We start from the raw sequence: 17919 nt of genomic DNA on the forward strand, positions 1-17919 counted from the left end.
TATCGTATCATATCTGACCGTATTAGAGCACATAATCTTGACAACCACGATTCAGCCATGGAAGCATGTGCTGGATTATGGAATTTTTACTTATCTACTTGAAAATCAGCATTGCATCAAGTCTATTCCAATACTCCTTTTGCACGAATGTGAAATTACTCAAAAGCAAAAAGTAATTTCCGATAACTATCGAAACGAAATAATTGCCTTTCACAAGAAAAGAGCCGAATCATATTTTAAAAAACAAATAACAAAAATTGGCGGTTTACCAATGTATTCAAAAGTGAAATTTCATTTAATACTCTTTCCAGTACCATTGAAAAAAGTAATTATTGATAAATTTGTTTCAATAGCGGATTTCTACAAAAAAAATTAATTATGGAAATATTTGAAACCTGCCAAACAATTAATGAATACTTAAATTCTGAAAAAGAGGTTCAGGCTCGAAACGAATTAATAAGACTTCTTGATTTTCACGATATAAATAAAATCGAATATTCACCATTAGTCAACCATTTAATTCGTGAAACAGGTCTGTATCCATACATAAAGCCAGAAACTGCGAACTGGAGCGACAGGTTTGTTTATGAGGTATTTAAAGTTGACATTGGTGGCATTCAATCAACTTTACATAGGGAACAATCATCGCTACTCAAACGGTTAGTTTCTGGCGAAAATATTGTTGTAAGTGCTCCGACTAGTTTTGGAAAGAGTTTTGTAATTGACGCTTTTATTGCTATAAACGAACCTATTAATGTAATAATTATTGTACCTACTATTGCCTTGACAGATGAAACAAGAAGGCGTATTTATAAAAAATTTGCTCACCAGTATAAAATCATAACAACAACAGAAGCGGAACTTGGAGAAAAAAATATTTTTATTTTTCCACAAGAGCGAGCTATGAATTATGTTAGTAAATTAGACAAAATTGATATACTGATAATTGATGAATTTTATAAAGCAAGTTCAGTCTATGATAAATCGAGGTCACCTTCGTTATTAAAAGCCATTATCAAGTTAGGTCAAAAGGCTAAGCAGAAATATTTTTTAGCCCCAAACATCACCTCAATTGGCGACAATATTTTTACAAAGGATATGTCTTTTGAGGATAAATTAAATTTCAATACTGTTTATCTTGAAAAATTTGATTTGTATAAAGATATATCAGGAGACAAAATTGAAAAAGAAATTCAAAAAGGAGAAATTTTGTTAAAGATTTTGGAACAGACAAAAACAAAATCTTTGATTTACGCAGCTTCATACCCCCAAATCGACAAAGTATCAAATCTGCTGAATGAAAGTCTTCCAATATCTGACAAACCACTTTTGGTAGATTTTGCTAACTGGCTGACAATAAATTACGGTGCGAATTGGAAGTTGACAAACCTTGTAAAACGAGGAGTAGGAATACATAATGGTCAACTACATCGTTCTATTAGCCAAATACAAGTAAAATTATTTGAAGAACTGGATGGATTGAATAACATCATTTCTACTTCATCGATTATTGAGGGTGTTAATACCTCTGCAGAAAATGTCATTATTTGGAGGAATCGAAAAAGTGGTGGAAATAGCATTTTAGACAGTTTTACCTACAAAAATATAATTGGCAGAGGTGGAAGAATGTTTAAATATTTTATAGGGAAAATATACTTACTTGAACCACCGCCACCAGAAGGACAAACCCAATTGGATATTCTATTTCCTGATACAATCTTAGGTGACCTAGATGAAAAGGTCTATAGATCAAGTTTAAATCATGAACAGATTTCAAAAATAATTACGTTCAAAAGTGAAATGTATGATATACTAGGAAAAGAAACCTATGATAGGCTATTGAAGGAAAATATATTTCAATCAAACGATTCTGATTTTGTCAAAGAAACAGCTAAACAAATGAAGGCCAATCCAGAAGAATGGAACGGTCTTTCATATCTTAACTCAAACGAACCAGAATCATGGGATAGACTTCTGCGGAAAATAATAAGCCTGCAACCAGGTGAATGGGGAGACGGACCTTATGGTATCCAGCACAAAAAATTTGTCGAATTTGTCAAGATTTTGGCTCAAAATTGGGGAAGTACAATTCCTGAATTATTAGATGAGATTGATGAATTTGATATTGATATCGAGCAATTTTTCAAGCTTGAAAGAATAGCAGCATTCAACTTGTCTTCTCTCATAAGTGACATAAATATTTTGCAACGAGAAATATTGAATAATGGTACTGATGTGTCTCCATTTATTTCAAGAGTAGCCCATGCATTTCTTCCCTCGGTAGTTTATCAACTTGAAGAATATGGTTTACCACGAATGATATCATGGAAGCTTCATCAAAATGGCATAATTAACTTCTATGATGAAAATTTAAACATTCATAATACAATTGAAATATTTCATCGAATTGGGAAAGAACAAATAAATTCATTTCAATTTTTCGACAAATTTGACAAATACATTGTTGACTATTTTTATGATGGCATAACGATTAATCAAAATTAATCAAGCGCCAATCTTATTGGTATTGCTACAAGTGTGGCTCAACGTTGTAACCTTCGGCTGTAGTTCTCTATCAGCAGTGGTTTCGACGGACAGAATCCTGTTTGGCTTTTAGGTTCTATCATGCACTTTTAAATCTTTATTGAGCAGCAGTTCAGGGCAGTACCAGAAATGAATTCCACACTTGTAGTATTACCTATTCGTTACCCCAAGCCCGATCTACACCATCTTAGCGAAAACCAGACGCTCATCCAAAACAGCCAGACATCCCCCCCACAAAACAGAAATTTCTCCTTTGAAGCTGAAAAATTGACCGTGGTCAAGTATCTTGTGACCCCTACAAGATTTTTAACTAATTCCACGATATGCCTACCCTTCATTGGATCGGAAAAGATAAGGTGGTTAACCATCATCTGGACGTTCCCTACCGAGATACGGCTCGGTAATACCTGGGCCGCTCGTGCCGGTCAAAAGTTTAATACTACATGGTCTTCAAAAAAAACAGCATCGACGGAGCCTACACCTAGGATAGGTTTAAGGAGCTGATGGAGGGATTGTAAGAAAAGCAATAATGTACATTCAATTAATTTCAACTTAACTCAAATTCAAAATGACCCTTATTCAGTTCAAAAAGCTTACAATTTTCTGCTTTCTCCTTATTGGATGCTCAATTTCAGGCACAACGGCTCAAACAGTCAATGATGTTCCTATTTCTGAAATTAACGTCGAGTACATTCAGATTGTGGGCACATCCAGACTATTTAGCAACAAAGCTACAATTGAAATTGATTTTGGGCAGCGCAATAAGGCATTAGTTCTTAAGGATACCCAGGTTAGAGACTCTGATAATAAGTTGGTCGAATTTAACTCAATGATTGATGCACTTAATTTTATGAGCACTAACGGGTATGAGTTTGTACAGGCATTTGCGATTACCGTAAATAATCAAAACGTATATCATTATCTGATGAAGAAAAAGAAGGAATAATTTCAGTCCATAAAGCCATACCTTTATGAACCCTACTAAATGACACTACCCATGAACCAAATCTTTGGATACGCTGGCAGCGGCCAACCGTCGCGTATCCACCGCAGACCAAAACATAGACACCCAAATTGAAGCCCTCCAAAATTTCGGCTGCCATCGCATCTTTCAGGAGAAAATTTCCGGACTTGCCACGCAGCGCCCCGCCCTGGACGAAATGCTTTCCTTACTCCGCGAAGGTGATACCGTTGTAGTCTCCCGTTTTTCCCGCCTCGGGAGAAACCGGGATCACCTCATAAATCTAATTGTAGAATTTGCCCAGCGAGGCATAATTTTCAAAGCCCTAGATTTGGGCATAGATTCCAGCACGGCAGCAGGCAAATTGGTCATCGGCATCTTTGCCCCCTTAGCTGAAAATGACGGCACCAACCGCCCGGCGGGAAATGATCCTGGAAAAGACCCGCACCGGCCAACTATTGGCCAAGGCAAAAGGCAAGCACATTGGCCGGCCGTCCGGAGCAAGTCAGGATAACTCCATCAAAGTGAACAAAGCCATCGACAAAGATTTGTCCGTATCCGAAATTGTACAGTTGACTGTCATCAGCATTTCCAGTGTAAAACGGTACCGAAAGGAACTTTCCAGATGCTACGATTTCAGATAAATATCTGTAATCTGTACAGAGTTATGACGGAGCAGGCTTTGCAGCTGCATATTACATTATCATTTGAGCTTCGTTATCCATAAGATCTTGAAGAAAAATACTGAGACGTATCTCTATTGTATTTTATTAGAAATTCCTTCTTTTGGGATAATTAGGATCTACTTAGAAAATAGAGTGAAGATATAATTTGTCTTTTTGCCAATTTGAGCCGGGCAACAAACGCCACTGGAAAGACCATCATGCGTATAATCAAAGTCCTTATATTTTCTGCTTAGATCAAGATCCCACGAAATACCGATTGTGACACGCTTATGCTCTTTTGGTACATCAACAACAAGGGTAAAATTGCCTTCGGCGTCTGTAAAAGTACCATCACCTATTGGAATTCCGCCATTAAGAAACCCGATAGATGTCATAAAAATCCTTACGTTTTCCACAGGCTGTTGCGCCTCATCAATAACACGACCCGTAACAGTTGTAACGCGCTTGCCGGGGCCACCGAGTTGGCACCCAATAAGACATAAAATAATCGTTAAAACAAAGAAAGTAAGCAATAAGCCCAGAGGCAGTTTTAATTTCATACTAGGTGGATTTTATAAACTTTGTAAATGTAAAAAATTGGGAACTTAGGCAAGTTACAAAGAGTAACATTATTGAAACTTTTACTTCATTTGATGCAATAATAGAAATATAGCGCCTCCTATGTCACCATCTTACTCAACACTATATATATAGTATTAATTTAGCTGGTGAATTTGAAGTAGGCTTTCAGTTGACCAACATTCGAAGTACAGCTTCACGACACAAGGTAGGCTGCATGTATCAGAGCTCTAAACTAAATACGCCATTTAAGAGGCAATGTGAAGAATTATGAAAACTTTAATACACAAAAATATGGCACGCAATGCCCTCAGTAGCATTTTCCTGATTTCGGTAACATTTTTTTTTGGATGCTCACAATCAACGAAAGAAGGTACCTTAGAAACAAAGGTCAAAGAGTTTAAATTTGATTGTGGGTATGAATGCACCTTGGAAAATTGGTTAATGGATAGTGTTTATTCTAGCCAACCTAAATCAAGTCAACCGACTTGGGCTTTCTTTTACTTTAAAGTAAATGCTTCCGGGGGGGTTGATAGTTTGTTTCATCGAGGAACTATTAATGAGCAAATTGCAGATAGAATGAAGTATAACATCAAAAAAACAAGTGGTCATTGGATCATCCCTGAAAAAACTCATCAAACTGAATATCAATGGTTTGTCGTTCCCATTTTTAATTTTGGGGAGATTCCCTGCCTAGGATTTCCTAACTGTAACGAGTGCGATAGTACATTGCAGAGGTACATGGAAAGTTTTTATTATGGTATGAATAATATGCATACTTTAAACGAAAATCTTAATGTAAAAATGATGAATTCAATGGGCTTTGGTGGTGGATTAGTAAAAATGTAACTATTGATTTTATAATAAATTGTTGGAAGATTACATTATAAAAAATAATTTAATGTAAAAATAATTGACTTTCTTTTTTAAAGGCTCTCCGACCGAGGGCCTTTTTCCAGTCCTATCCAGACAGTTTTTTACCTTTAAAATTGCTATCGTAACCTAGTGTACGACAGCCATGAATTTAGAGGAAGTAGCCCGGCTGAGGCTCGTAACCCTGGGTGATGAAGCCCCAAAGACCGTTCAGAGCCTGGAATCAGGTCTTAAAGATGTCAACTCCGAGCTCCGTCTTATGGAACTCAATGGGCAGAAGGGCTTCGATGCTTGGAAAGAATTCAAAAAGGTTCAGGCGGATGTAAAGGATGAAATAAAAGACCTCACCAAAGCCCTTGACATCAATGATGCCACCTGGCGTGAACATTCCAGCATGTGTTGAGCGTAACACACCTGGTATATAGTTCATTCGGGAAATTTTTCTAAGCAAGAATCAGTCAATCCTCTTCTTAATTCCAACAATGGTTAAATCAGCAGTTTATGCTTGCATACATCGGTACAAGGCATAATTTTGCTTAAACAAAACATTCCTAAAATTTAAAGAGATACCATGAAAAGGCTCTTCCTACTGGTAATGCTGATAGTATGGCACTTTCAATGCCCTGCGCAGACAACAAAACACCGCGTGTTTGTCTTTACCGACATTAATATAGGAGGCGGTGATCCCGATGACAGGCAGTCATTGGTTCATTTGTTTTGGTATGCCGATGAATTAGAAATTGTGGGTATCGTTCCGGACCGATGGAACAAACAGGGAATGGATGCTTGTCAGATGGCTATTGATGCATTCAGGAAAGACTATGATAAATATAAATTTGTGTCATTTGGATTTCCGGATGCCAAAAAGCTGGAAGAACTCCTGGCGAAAAATACAGCTGATGCCATTGAACGATTAAGGAAGGCAGCCGTTGAAAGCAACGAACAACCCTTGTATGTTTTGGTTTGGGGCAATATGGCCAATTTTGGTAAAGCGCTTAAACAATATCCTGAAATCAGTGAGAAAATTAGATTGATTACAATTGGTACCGGTCTTAAATATGGGCCTAAGGATGAAGTAGCAGGAGAAGAATGCAATGTCCCCAATTGGAATGGTGATGGTAGAAATGAGATTTATAATGATCCCCGGTTTAATAAAATGTGGTGGCTGGAAATAAATTGGACCTACAATGGCATGTTTTCGGGAGAAGGTCCCAAAGAAATGTTTAAGCAGTTATCCAAATTTGGAGCAATGGGCGAGCACATCGAATTTGTTACCCGGGACCACCCCTGGGCTCAGTATTTCAGAGTTGGTGATACCCCATCCGTGTTGTACCTTTTGGACCCTTCCCATAATCCTGACGATCCAACCCTAAGCAGTTGGGCAGGAAAATTCAAAAAACCGTTTGAACAGGAAAGGCCCAACTACTATACCGATGACAATGGTACCATTCCCTGGAATTATACTGACCCTTGCGCCAGTTGGAACCAGGTAAAAGCTATGTATGTCTATAATAAGCAGACCTTGGAAAATGAAAGACCCGGAATGTATAAGGCGCTAATAAAAAAACTTGTAAAGATTTACGGAAAGAATTAGTGCCATTGGTGGAAATATCCCTAGGAGCGTAAGACCAAGGAGGTTAAATCGCTTTGGGCAAGGTCCGGTATGATTTTCTACGAGCCTTTTTCTTTCCGGGCCACCTTCGCTAGTCTCCTGATTAGTTTTGCCGTACTTCTATAATTATTTTTTATACAAATTGATCATTCAATAAATAAAAAATTATAGACTAATCTTCGTAGCAGTAATGAATAGGTCCCATTAAAAAGTCCAGGTATCACAGTTACCTGGACATAGCAGAACTTTAAAAACTGAAATTTAAACAATTGGCTTCATTCAGTAAAAATAAGTAACTAGTACATGGGAGAGTCTAATTGGCTATTCTTTCCATTGCAGCAATGCTACTTAAATTCTTTTGAACACCCGGTCAACCTGGGGCCGGGGTCAATGGAATTTCCAAAACCGATTCAATCCCCTACTTCTTTTACCTATACGCACGATGAACGACTCGAATGATAAAAGTATGAATCTCATCATTTGAAATTCAACAAAGCAAAAATTTAAAAAACAAAAGTGACAGCGTGTCACTTTTGTCCCGTGTTAATCCATCCGCTCCAAAAGGGATTTTGCCTTGTTTATGATTTCGTAAAGCACTTCTTTCTGAGAGAGATCCTTCTCCACCAGAGCTTTTAAATCTATACGCAGGGCCTGAGTAGCCTCCACCATGGAAGGTGCCTTCCCTCCTACCGGATCCTTACCCTTTGAAAGCTCTTCCTGTACAGCATCCTTAATCAAAACATCCATATGCCGGGATTCTTCATCCTTTGAATTTTCTGACTGCTCGTGCAAATCATCCAGGCCTGGCAGAGACCTGGGTTGTTTTTCCAGGAAATTGTTCAACTCTTCCAGCGACTCAATCGGTTTTCCGGGTTTATCGCGGGAAAGTACTTTGGCGGCTGTTTTGGGCAATTTTGCCTTACCCGCCAGTACCTCGTTCTTCAATCCGGGAGAAAGGCTGTCTACCCCTTTGGCGTAATCCGCATCTCGCTTAATGGTTCGGGTACTGACGTTGTATTCCTCCGCAAGCTGTTGGGCTACATTGATACGGTCCGACCGGTTGCCTTCCTTCAACTTGTTGTACCGTAGTCCTCGCAGATAGGAGGCCTGTTCGGGCGTAAGGTTTCGGCGTCCGAGCTGGAAATCAATCATGTAATCCCGAACCTTTTCCAGATCCTCAAAGTCAACGATATTAATCCGGTAATCAAGCTGGTGAGCACTTGCCAGGTCGTAACGGTTGTGGCCATCAATAAGCACGTAGACCTTATTGGCAGTATTCAGGCCGGATAGCAGCTCATGGGAAGGACTGTCGGCAGAAAGACCGGCGGCAACTGTGGAGGAGGTAGTCTCCCAGATAGTAAGCGGGTCCTTAATCCCGTGAGCCAGCAGATTACTTTCCAACTGCTGGAATTCTTCCTGCTGCAAAGCAGGAATCAGGTTTCGCAGTTCTGGCAATACAATCAGGTTTTCCTTGATATAAACCTGCTGGGTGAATACGGTAGGCTTTAAGTCAGCGGTTTTTTCTTTTAGTTTATCCAGGGCTCTTGTCTTTGCCATGTGTTAAAGGTTTAAGAGTTCGGTAGCTAATGTCTTGTATTGAGTCCAGGGTACGGAAGTAGGATCACTGGTGAATAGATCCTCTTTGGCAACCTGGGATTCCTTGACGGCTTTGGACTGGCTGATAACCGTATCAAATATATGAACGCCTTTAAAAGAGTTTTTGATGTGCTCCATCATGTCAGCGTGCAGATTCAAACGCTTGTCAATCATAGTAAAGACGAACCCCTTAATGTTCAGGATTGGATTGGCGTACGTCCGGATGTCGGAGATATGGTTCAAAAGGTTGGCTACTCCGTGATAGGCAGAGGCTTCGGCCTGAATCGGTACGATACATCCATCCGAGGCCACCAGCGAGCAGGTGGTACAAATACCCAGGCTGGGCGGACAATCGATGAGTATGTAGTCGTACTGATCCCTGATCTGGTTGATCTTGATGGTCAGCCTGCGCTCAGAGCCAATGGAATTAGTAAGGTCGCTCTCCCGGGCAGCCATCCGGATATCGGAAGGAGCCAGGTCAAGGTTGTCATCGATAGAAACGATGGGAATGTTCGCATCCGATAACAGACTGTCAATGACCTGCTGCTTTGGTTCGTGGACATTGTAGCACTGGGATAGGTTACCCTGTGAGTCCATATCAATCATAAGTACCTTAAGGCCATACAGGCTTAGCGCCTTGGCCAGGTTAATGACGGTCGTGGTTTTCCCTACCCCACCCTTATGGTTAACGATTGAAATAACCTGTGCAGGCCGATGCCCTTCGCTGAAATTATCCGTGTAGCCGTACTGTCTGAGTACCTTTTCAATTGCAGGAAGATGCTTGGCGGGAATTTTGCTGGCATTCGCCAACAGGGCCTTGGAAAGGGTTTGCGGGGGAATACCTGCTTCCTTTTCGAGCGGAGGAATTTTTAGTCCGGGCCTGGACCTAATAAAATCAACGATCTTTTCCTGAGTAATCATATAGGATATAAATAACTCTTATTTTTTACCATATAAAGGTAGTTAGGAGTTATTTATATCCAAACCTACCAGTAAAAAAGTTTTACAAAAGTGACACGGTGTCACTTTTGTAAGAAGGACCAACGGAAGTTGTTTTTCCGATATCTGTCCACCACTCGTTTTCCTTTTTCACCGCGGCGTGCCAAATTACGCACCGAAATGAATTACTCAACCACCCACTCCTACAGGTTTAGCTGTGATGATGTAAGAAATAGCTTTTTGGTATAACAAACTAATCAAAGTACTAACCGCCAAATCCGTGGGCTCTGCATTGACTAGCCCTTTTGATTGTTTATTTCATAGACATCTTATTCTTTCCGAGGGTATTCGTATCAACTGCCTGACCAGGTATGTCACATTTTACCCAATCTAGCAATGTTACGCATGGGCCAAAAATACAATTCAACTGCGCTTTTATCTAAAATGACATAACTACCTGTAATCGCCTTGACTGAATTTCAAAAATAAACCTTGAATACCCACTATGACGTCCAGAAATTGAAGGAATTTCTGTCGCAGCAGGACCGCCATCCCCTACTGAATTGGGCCGCCAATGAAACAGCCGGCAAACTCAGTAAATACCGGATCAGGAATTTATGCCTTGGACGCGGTAAAGCACCCTTGCAAGAAGCAGTAACAGTCCTTAATGACGTAATTGGTATCATTAAGAATCTGAATTACTGACCTTTATAACCGGTTCTATATCAATGGCATTTTGTCTTGCAACAAATTCCAGCTTCTCAGGCCGACGCCACTTCATGGCTTATGAATATTTCGTAAGGTCCTGTTTGTTACTCTTGGTCTCAAAGAATAATTCTGCCAGCGAATTCAGATTTCTGGATGTTTGCTCAATTTCCCGTAAAACCATTTGCACATGATCCATGCCTATGTATTGGTTTTATACATAACTGAAAGGCAGCACCAATCCTACCGGGTGAAGTCCCGCCATGTATAATGACTAAGCAACTTATTCGCCTTTTGATTGTTCGCGCTGATAGGCCTGATCAAGCAATTCCAGCAGGTTATACAGTACGTGGTTCATGGTCTTTTCGTGGTTAAAGGCGATTCTCCTAAGCAATTTGTGGTGACTTTCAGAAATTCGAACCTGCCGGGGATACGGGTCACTGGGCGGTTGTGGTCCAACCACATCCTCGATAGACAATCCCCCACTCTTTCGTGTCCGTGCAGCTTTTGCAGCGGTTGATTCCGGGTGCACGGGTGTTAGCTGGGTTTTTTCAGCTTCTTTTTTCTGTTCCTGTTTCACCACTGGCTGCTGGATCACGGGCTCCTCCACCGGTTCGGGAGGACGGGCCACAACTGGCGGTTCAGTTCGGTTGATCGGAGGCGTAGGGATCATTACAGCGCTGAATTTACTAGCTCTGGCAGAATTGGCCTGACGGGTAACGTCCGACAATTTGGGACTACTCTTCTTTTGACTCATGTGTTTCAATAGTTGGTATCAGTTCTAATATTTCATTAAAAAGGTCTTTTAGACCGCTGTTTCGCAGGTAGGTAGCGGGCATTGGGAACAGCGTCGAAAGATTACTGGCATCCTGGTAGGAATCCCGCTGGGGAATCCGGCTTTTGAGACATTTGATTCCATACTGCGCGAAACGCTCTTCCAGTTGGTCGGCAATCTCACCATCGCGCGACGGCCGGTACTTGTTCCAAACCACTTTGCAGCGGTCAATGGGCAAAAGCTCAATTTGGCGAATGGCGTTCAGATAGCTAAATCCCGTACTTACAGCGTATCGCGAGGTTTCCATGGGAACAATGAGGTGGTCCAGGGTGGCAATTGCCGTTTCGTAACCATCTACATCAATACTCCCCGGCATGTCAATCAACACCAATTGTACATCAGGCGCCAGGTTCGCAAGCAGCGCCGGTACGTCCGCCGGGTTTCCGGCGTGAATGGCATAAGGTTCAATGTCCTGCTTATCTAACCGAAGCGCTGTTTCCTCATCCATATGCTCGTGCTCGCTCAAGCGTTGATTATAAACCGAAAGTTGGGATCCGTCCACATCAAGTATGGCCACCTTGACTCCACATTTATAATGTAACCAGGATGCGACCAAAACGGATAGTGTCGTTTTACCCATTCCACCTTTTTGCGTGGCAAATGCCAGAACGACCGGTGCAGTTGGCTGACCGGCACTAGCCTCATGTGATGATTCCAGGGATTGAGTTTTCATAGGGTTATTTATTTTGATGGTCAAATTAAAGGATTAATTTACTTAATGACAACATAACTTATTGATTGATCATTTAACCAATTGATTAACAAATCATTTAATTGACAAAATAATTAATCAACTCATCAATTTGTTATGTAATCATTTGATCCACTAATCATTTTGTCAACTTGTCAACAAATTATTAAATCAACTAATAGATTAAGAGACTTATTGATCAAGGGGTTGATGAACCGTTTGATCAACTTCAAAACCTAATAACTAGTTAATCTCATAATCAATTTACAAGTTAATTCCTCCACTAAATGACTTGTTGACATAATGACTTCATGACAAGTCACATAAATGATTAATCAACAAAGTGGCTTATACAGAAAAAAATGACTCATCACATAGAACCCAGAAAGGATACGCTGCGAAAATGAACTGCAAGGAAAACAACACGAGCTACCTATTCTGGTAGTGTAAGGTAGCGTAGCACTGTAAGCAAAGAATCGGCATAGTAAGATGTGTTTTTGTAGACACAAGTATAGGCGGGGTTAGACTGAGACAGGTTTAAATTAAGAAACAATGAAGAAAGAAATGACAACCAATCATACATTCTACAAGGGTGGGAGGCCAGCATTACCCAAAGAACAGAGAAGCGAAAAGATTATCAAAGTACGCTTTACAAAGGATGAGTACGAACAACTGCAAAAACGAAAAAACACGACAATGTCCATGGATGTAAACAAATTTATCCGGGCAATTTGCCTGGATAAACCCCTGTTGGCTAGGCCCAAAAGGGATGACTTTCAGGTAAGGATGCTATCACTAATTCGTGAAATGAGGGAGGAAATCCTGCGAATGGGGGTAACCCAAAAACTGATTACACAAGGTCTGGAAAGAGGGGATGAGCTAACATACCGGTACACGCCTTTTCATTCAATGGTCAATGAAATCGAAGGTAGCAGCAGGCAGCTGGAATGGGTTAATGCAAATTGAGGAAGATAAAAACAGGAAACTAAACGGGAATACTCAGGGCAATCCTAAATTTCTTACCAACTTTTTGATATGGAACGTTGTCATATTCACGTAGTCTCGGTAAGAAAAAACGAACAGTCCTGGGGTTTGTCCTGCTACGTGACAGAACAGCATGGAAATCAACTGAGCGCTGCCGTCAAAGCAAACAGTTTACCTTATAGCCCCATAGGTGAAACGGTTGAGAGAAGAATAAAAACCGGAGCGAAAATCAAAGGTAATCAGCTAGGCAGACCACGTGCTACCATTGGAAAGTAGCTGGCACAAAGCACTGGATGGAATGAATTTAAGAAAGGACTCATGGAGCTGGAAATAGAAATCATTCCGGGCCGGGAAAGGATAACAGGACGCTCGACATTTCGTACCTTGATCTAAAAAGAGTATAATTTACCCGGGTCAGAAGCTGGGCAAAGGTTTGGCTACGGAAGCGTAGCGAAAAGTCCTGCGAGAATTAAATTTCGAAAGTAGGGGAGGGGACAATTTTTAATTAGAGGCGTTTGCAAATAGGACTAAACAGAAAATGGTCCCAGGATTTTAATAACATCCTTTCAACAGCAATTGAGTGTATTGATCGATGTCCATGGTAGTAGACTTTCCAAATGGGAAAAACAGGAATTAATCCAGGAAAGGTAAATTCTTAGACATTTCCTATTTGCTGTAAAAGGGGAAAGGGTTCTTGCCTGTCCGGGTGTAGATGAGTAAACCAACACAATAGAACTATGGCGGATTAATACTGAATTACTGCTGACTAAAATGTGGGGTACTGATCTGAACAAAATCAACAATTTCGTTGGAACACGTTCAGGCTCTGGATTTTCAAAAAAAGGAAAAACTACAGCATAGTTTAAGCCAATCCACTTACAAGCGCCCTCAGGAAAACCAGATAAGGAGAGGGGAGTAGCAGTAAATTTTTAGATTTGAAGCCTTTTAAGTCACCGCCACAAGCTGCTCAATCTCTGTGACATTAGTTAAACCCAACTTACGCCGGATGCGCAGTCGGGCTTGCCGGATAGTCACCAGGCGAATGCCAGGCGTTTCGGGCATTGAAGGCGCTGGAAACACAGCTGCCGGATCTGTAAATCAGGTAAAAATTTATTCTCCTAATATAATTTTTGCCTGTGCTGATTGCCCCACTTTTCCATGGCTTTCAATACATCATTCAACGTTTGGCTGTAATCCGTTAATTCGTACTGAACTGTAACCGGTTTGGTATTACATACTTGCCGGCTTACCAATCCGTTCATTTCCAGCTCCTGCAATTCTTTGGACAAAATACGCGGAGATATTCCCGCTTCTCTTGAAAGTTCATTGAACCCTTTTTTACCGCTTCGCAATACCGAAACCAAAACCAATTTCCATTTTCCACCCACCACATCGAGCGTATCCCTTATGGCAAGCTTTGATTTAGCGCAGGTTTCTTTTGTATGTTTTTCCATATACTATCCTTTTTGTAAGTACTATCCTTTTTGTAACAAATAACAAAGCTATAGTATTAATCCTGAAATTTGCATCACAATCAAAAATTAAATTCATGTCACAAAAAACAATCAAAATCACGGGCTGGGCATTGACCATCCTTTTGGCACTTCTGTTTACGATGAGCGCCTTCATGAAGCTCACCCAAAACCAGGCGGCCATTACCCAGGCATCATCCATTGGAATTGATGCAGGTACGTATTTGTTCATCGGAATTATCGAAATTATTTCGTTGATCCTGTTTCTAATCCCACGAACTGCAATTTTAGGAACGCTCCTGCTAGTTGCATATATGGGGGGCGCTATTGTCACACACCTGCAACATCAGGAATCAATAGCTATGGCTGTCATTATTCAAATTGTTTTGTGGGTAACGGCATTTATCCGCTTTCCTGAACTAAAACAGAGATTACTTACACCAAAAAATTAAGGTAATGTTACAAAGAACCATATCAAGAATCACCCAAAGTCCCTGGCATCAGGGGTTTTTGGGCACTGGTCACAGGGCTTCGGCGGTATTGAACGGAATGCCGTATTCCGAATCCGATCCATTTATCTTATTCATGGATGATTTACTCAATCTTTCAGGGGGTGAAGCTGTTGGCGGTGCTCATCCGCACGCAGGATTTGAAACACTTACGCTGGTTTTGAAAGGAAATGAAAAAGATTGGAAGACGGGAAGCTTTGAATTGATGACTGCAGGAAAAGGGATTGTCCATACCGAAGAAATTACTTCTGAACAAAACCTGCACATTCTGCAAGTGTGGTTGGCTTTACCACCCCAGAAACGGTGGACGGAGCCGTTCTGGCAAAAAATAGAATTGGAAGATGTACCTACTATCCAAACCGATGATTACCAAATCCTGGTGTATAGCGGAGCAAGTAACGGATTGGTTTCACCCCTACAAAACCATACACCGCTAACGTTGGTGGATTTTAAAATAAAGGCCAATCAAAGCGTTTCACAGATATTGCCGCCAGGTTATATTGGTTTGATTTATGTATTAAGCGGTGTCGTATGTGTAGGATACAAAACCATTGAAGCAGGTCAGGCAGGATGGCTGGACAAACCAGTGGGAGCGTTGGAGAGTGAAATTACGTTTACTTCCACCTCAGACCAAACGCATTTTATCGTGTACGCTGCCAGGGCACACCAAGTCCCTATTGTCTCTTACGGGCCTTTTATTGGCGACCAGATGGAAGATATTGCACGTTTGTACAAAGAATACAGAAATGGTGAAATGCCCCATTTGAACAACCTGCCCACCAGGCAAAAAATCGTCTATGCTCAGAAAGTTTGAATATATAATCACGCCATATAAGTAAGCGGACCTTTGCAGGAAAATTATGCCCTCAGACTTGCTGTTAGCCTGATCTTCGCAAATGCTACAGCCTTCTGCAAAACTCCGCTTACTTTACTTCAAATCTGTTGAGCAAAATTGGGTACTACAAACAACATCTTATTCGGCATAGTTGGCCGAATAACTTAACAAAACCACCGACTTTCGGGCAATCTGCCTGGTGTCATAATTTTTCATTTATCACACACTCACCAAATCGCAACCTTTAGGTGGTAAGGCTTGCAGAATTTGCTTCGACTTAGGTTCAAAAAAGAAAGACAAATTTCAAAGCCTCCTCAGGTCATTTCCCAATTTTCCCTGGGATACCGGCGGATTTGGAAACAAAATGGACAAAGGCCTGTACCTTTAATTTTATCAAAAATTAAGAATGGCCGAAAGAATTTCCTAATCAACAAACATTTCCTGTAATACCTGCTTCAATTCTTTCATCTCTATTGCAGATAAAGTGCAGATTTTAGCACCCAACCTGGTCTTGTCTACTACCTGGATCAGATCTGTTGCAATGGATCCATCCTTATTTTGAATGATACAATCCACACGCCACGGATATTTTTTTATGGTAGATATAATGGGTATTATGATGACAGTCCGTAAAGAATGATTCAGTTCATCAGGACTGATGATAACACATGGCCGAGTTTTGGCAATTTCACTACCCTGTGTAGGATCCAATGAAATCCAGTATACTTCATACTGTTTTACCATGTCCATTCCTCTTTATTAAAGTCAGTCATACTATCTTCTAATAAAGGCTTGTCATCTTCGGCTACGTTCATTTGAATTGCTGCTTCTGCCCAACCTTGCCTTGGAACTGGTTTAATAATAATTGAACCGTTTTCAACTTCCACCTCAACACTCGATTTAAATGACAGATTGAGCTTTCTTAGTAGCACTGAGGGAATAATTATACCCTGGCTATTTCCAATATTTATGATATTTGTTTTCATAATGTTATAACATTAACTTAATAATAGCTCAAATTTATAAAAAATAGTTATAACATTTGATTCCAGGAGACTATCCTTTTCAACAACAGATCTTTATCGTAAGTTGAATTTAAAGAAAGGACAGGGGCGGCTGAACACAAAATCTACACAACTTTTGTATAAGGTTTTTCATTACCATCAGCATAGTATCTTCCCATTTCCCTAATGGACCTGCAATTAATGAACGTATACTAAGATTTAAATTTACGAATTTATGGAGGAAATTATAGGAATATAGAGCCTGGCAGATAAACTGGAAACGGACAGACACCACGGCAGGACGGTTTTTGAAGATCCAAAGCGTCAGCGCCGCTTCGAAGTGGAAAAGCGCAAACGGAAGAACTATGCATCTGGATTTCATTGAAAGTAGGGTGGGGTGTGACATCTTTTACAGAAAATTGGGTATTCGATTTTTCACAAGATATCTACATTCAATGCTCACTAGCGCAAGTATATGAAGTCAGAATTTGACCACTTCGGCTGGGTTTTCCATGCCGGTGAAGCCTGGATCGATGGATATTTATGAATGGGTTGTCGAGATCAACAGGTTATATATGTGATACTTACCATATGTCTTTTGAGAGCAGTCAGGGAAATATCTGAATAATGACGATAAACAATACCGAAAATCAGAAAGGTGCTTACCGTGCAATTTGCCGATTTACAGAAAATACCGCTGCATCAACTATAACCAATTTCACGGAGAATGAGTGGGGCTGAATTTACCCGATTTATAATCAATTTCACGGAAAGCAGTAGGGGAGGTATGCACGAACTATAACCGATTTCACGGAGAACGGCAGGATACATTTTTACGAACTATAACCAATTTCACGGAAACTGGCAGGATATATCTTTTCGAACTATAACCAATTTCACGGAAGGCAGGCAGGATAGATTTTCGTGAACTATAACCAATTTCACGGAAGATGATCGGGTTGGATTTACACGAACTATAACCGATTTCACGGAGGACTTTCAGGTTAATTCTGCCCCAACTATAACCAATTTCACGGAGGATGAGAAAATTAAATTTCACGAACTATAACCGATTTCACGGAGAAACTACGTGTTATTTTTCCCTTCGTTTATGA

General features: G+C 40.5%; 20 protein-coding genes. 11 read left to right on the plus strand and 9 right to left on the minus strand.

Going from position 1 to position 17919, the window contains the following annotated elements:
- The 4 genes from EZE20_RS22140 to EZE20_RS22155 form a co-directional block, all read left to right on the plus strand.
- The coding region (locus tag EZE20_RS22140) for a Hachiman antiphage defense system protein HamA (protein ID WP_132121885.1) at positions 1-376 on the plus strand (376 nt) is incomplete at its 5' end.
- Between the two features lie 2 nt (positions 377-378).
- Positions 379-2505, plus strand: a complete 2127-nt coding sequence (locus tag EZE20_RS22145) for a DEAD/DEAH box helicase (RefSeq protein WP_132121887.1) — start codon at positions 379-381, stop codon at positions 2503-2505.
- 607 nt (positions 2506-3112) lie between these two features.
- On the plus strand, positions 3113-3490 hold the full coding sequence (locus EZE20_RS22150; protein WP_199879941.1) for a hypothetical protein: 378 nt from the start codon (positions 3113-3115) through the stop codon (positions 3488-3490).
- A gap of 64 nt (positions 3491-3554) precedes the next feature.
- On the plus strand, positions 3555-4019 hold the full coding sequence (locus tag EZE20_RS22155; RefSeq protein ID WP_228713956.1) for a recombinase family protein: 465 nt from the start codon (positions 3555-3557) through the stop codon (positions 4017-4019).
- 288 nt (positions 4020-4307) lie between these two features.
- Here EZE20_RS22155 and EZE20_RS22160 read toward each other — a convergent pair whose 3' ends face one another.
- The gene (locus EZE20_RS22160; RefSeq protein WP_132121889.1) at positions 4308-4730 is read right to left on the minus strand and encodes a carboxypeptidase-like regulatory domain-containing protein; all 423 of its coding nucleotides are present in this window, start codon (positions 4728-4730) and stop codon (positions 4308-4310) included.
- Between the two features lie 313 nt (positions 4731-5043).
- Here EZE20_RS22160 and EZE20_RS22165 point away from each other — a divergent pair, with 313 nt between their 5' ends.
- The 4 genes from EZE20_RS22165 (at position 5044) to EZE20_RS24175 (ending at position 7693) form a co-directional block, all read left to right on the plus strand.
- A complete protein-coding gene (locus tag EZE20_RS22165) occupies positions 5044-5598 on the plus strand; it encodes a hypothetical protein (RefSeq protein ID WP_132121891.1) in 555 nt (184 codons plus the stop codon).
- 169 nt (positions 5599-5767) lie between these two features.
- Entirely contained in the window at positions 5768-6025 is a 258-nt protein-coding gene (locus tag EZE20_RS22170) for a hypothetical protein (RefSeq protein ID WP_132121893.1), read from the plus strand.
- A gap of 168 nt (positions 6026-6193) precedes the next feature.
- Entirely contained in the window at positions 6194-7216 is a 1023-nt protein-coding gene (locus EZE20_RS22175) for a nucleoside hydrolase-like domain-containing protein (protein ID WP_132121895.1), read from the plus strand.
- Positions 7217-7537: 321 nt separating this feature from the next.
- Positions 7538-7693: a hypothetical protein gene (locus tag EZE20_RS24175; protein ID WP_165933546.1), complete on the plus strand. Its 156-nt coding sequence runs from the start codon at positions 7538-7540 to the stop codon at positions 7691-7693.
- Positions 7694-7777: 84 nt separating this feature from the next.
- Here EZE20_RS24175 and EZE20_RS22180 read toward each other — a convergent pair whose 3' ends face one another.
- From EZE20_RS22180 to EZE20_RS22195, 4 genes are all read right to left on the minus strand, one after another.
- On the minus strand, positions 7778-8791 hold the full coding sequence (locus tag EZE20_RS22180; RefSeq protein WP_132121897.1) for a hypothetical protein: 1014 nt from the start codon (positions 8789-8791) through the stop codon (positions 7778-7780).
- Positions 8792-8794: 3 nt separating this feature from the next.
- Entirely contained in the window at positions 8795-9751 is a 957-nt protein-coding gene (locus EZE20_RS22185) for a ParA family protein (protein WP_132121899.1), read from the minus strand.
- Between the two features lie 1006 nt (positions 9752-10757).
- Positions 10758-11231 carry a hypothetical protein gene (locus EZE20_RS22190; protein ID WP_132121901.1) on the minus strand — a complete coding sequence of 158 codons (474 nt, stop codon included), beginning with the start codon at positions 11229-11231 and terminating at the stop codon, positions 10758-10760.
- Positions 11212-11982: a ParA family protein gene (locus EZE20_RS22195; protein ID WP_132121903.1), complete on the minus strand. Its 771-nt coding sequence runs from the start codon at positions 11980-11982 to the stop codon at positions 11212-11214. The genes EZE20_RS22190 and EZE20_RS22195 overlap by 20 nt, the downstream gene beginning before the upstream one ends.
- 570 nt (positions 11983-12552) lie before the next feature.
- Here EZE20_RS22195 and EZE20_RS22200 point away from each other — a divergent pair.
- Positions 12553-12966, plus strand: a complete 414-nt coding sequence (locus EZE20_RS22200) for a plasmid mobilization protein (RefSeq protein WP_132121905.1) — start codon at positions 12553-12555, stop codon at positions 12964-12966.
- Positions 12967-13929: 963 nt separating this feature from the next.
- Here the strand turns inward: EZE20_RS22200 and EZE20_RS24570 are convergent.
- Positions 13930-14064 (minus strand): hypothetical protein, encoded by a 135-nt coding sequence (locus tag EZE20_RS24570; protein ID WP_262709669.1) that lies wholly within the window; start codon positions 14062-14064, stop codon positions 13930-13932.
- 38 nt (positions 14065-14102) lie between these two features.
- Positions 14103-14438 (minus strand): winged helix-turn-helix transcriptional regulator, encoded by a 336-nt coding sequence (locus EZE20_RS22205; RefSeq protein WP_132121907.1) that lies wholly within the window; start codon positions 14436-14438, stop codon positions 14103-14105.
- A 95-nt stretch (positions 14439-14533) separates the two neighbouring features.
- Here EZE20_RS22205 and EZE20_RS22210 point away from each other — a divergent pair, with 95 nt between their 5' ends.
- Together EZE20_RS22210 and EZE20_RS22215 are read left to right on the plus strand one after the other, a co-directional pair.
- The gene (locus tag EZE20_RS22210; protein WP_132121909.1) at positions 14534-14908 is read left to right on the plus strand and encodes a DoxX family protein; all 375 of its coding nucleotides are present in this window, start codon (positions 14534-14536) and stop codon (positions 14906-14908) included.
- A 4-nt stretch (positions 14909-14912) separates the two neighbouring features.
- Positions 14913-15779, plus strand: coding sequence for a pirin family protein (locus tag EZE20_RS22215; protein ID WP_132121911.1), 867 nt, complete (start codon positions 14913-14915; stop codon positions 15777-15779).
- Between the two features lie 444 nt (positions 15780-16223).
- Here EZE20_RS22215 and EZE20_RS22220 read toward each other — a convergent pair whose 3' ends face one another.
- Positions 16224-16550: a type II toxin-antitoxin system PemK/MazF family toxin gene (locus EZE20_RS22220; protein ID WP_317129194.1), complete on the minus strand. Its 327-nt coding sequence runs from the start codon at positions 16548-16550 to the stop codon at positions 16224-16226.
- Positions 16538-16786, minus strand: a complete 249-nt coding sequence (locus EZE20_RS22225) for an AbrB/MazE/SpoVT family DNA-binding domain-containing protein (RefSeq protein ID WP_132121915.1) — start codon at positions 16784-16786, stop codon at positions 16538-16540. The genes EZE20_RS22220 and EZE20_RS22225 overlap by 13 nt, the downstream gene beginning before the upstream one ends.
- Between the last annotated feature and the right edge of the window lie 1133 nt (positions 16787-17919).

Origin of the sequence: Arundinibacter roseus (genome assembly GCF_004348825.1) — a bacterium.
Taxonomy (GTDB): domain Bacteria; phylum Bacteroidota; class Bacteroidia; order Cytophagales; family Spirosomataceae; genus Arundinibacter; species Arundinibacter roseus.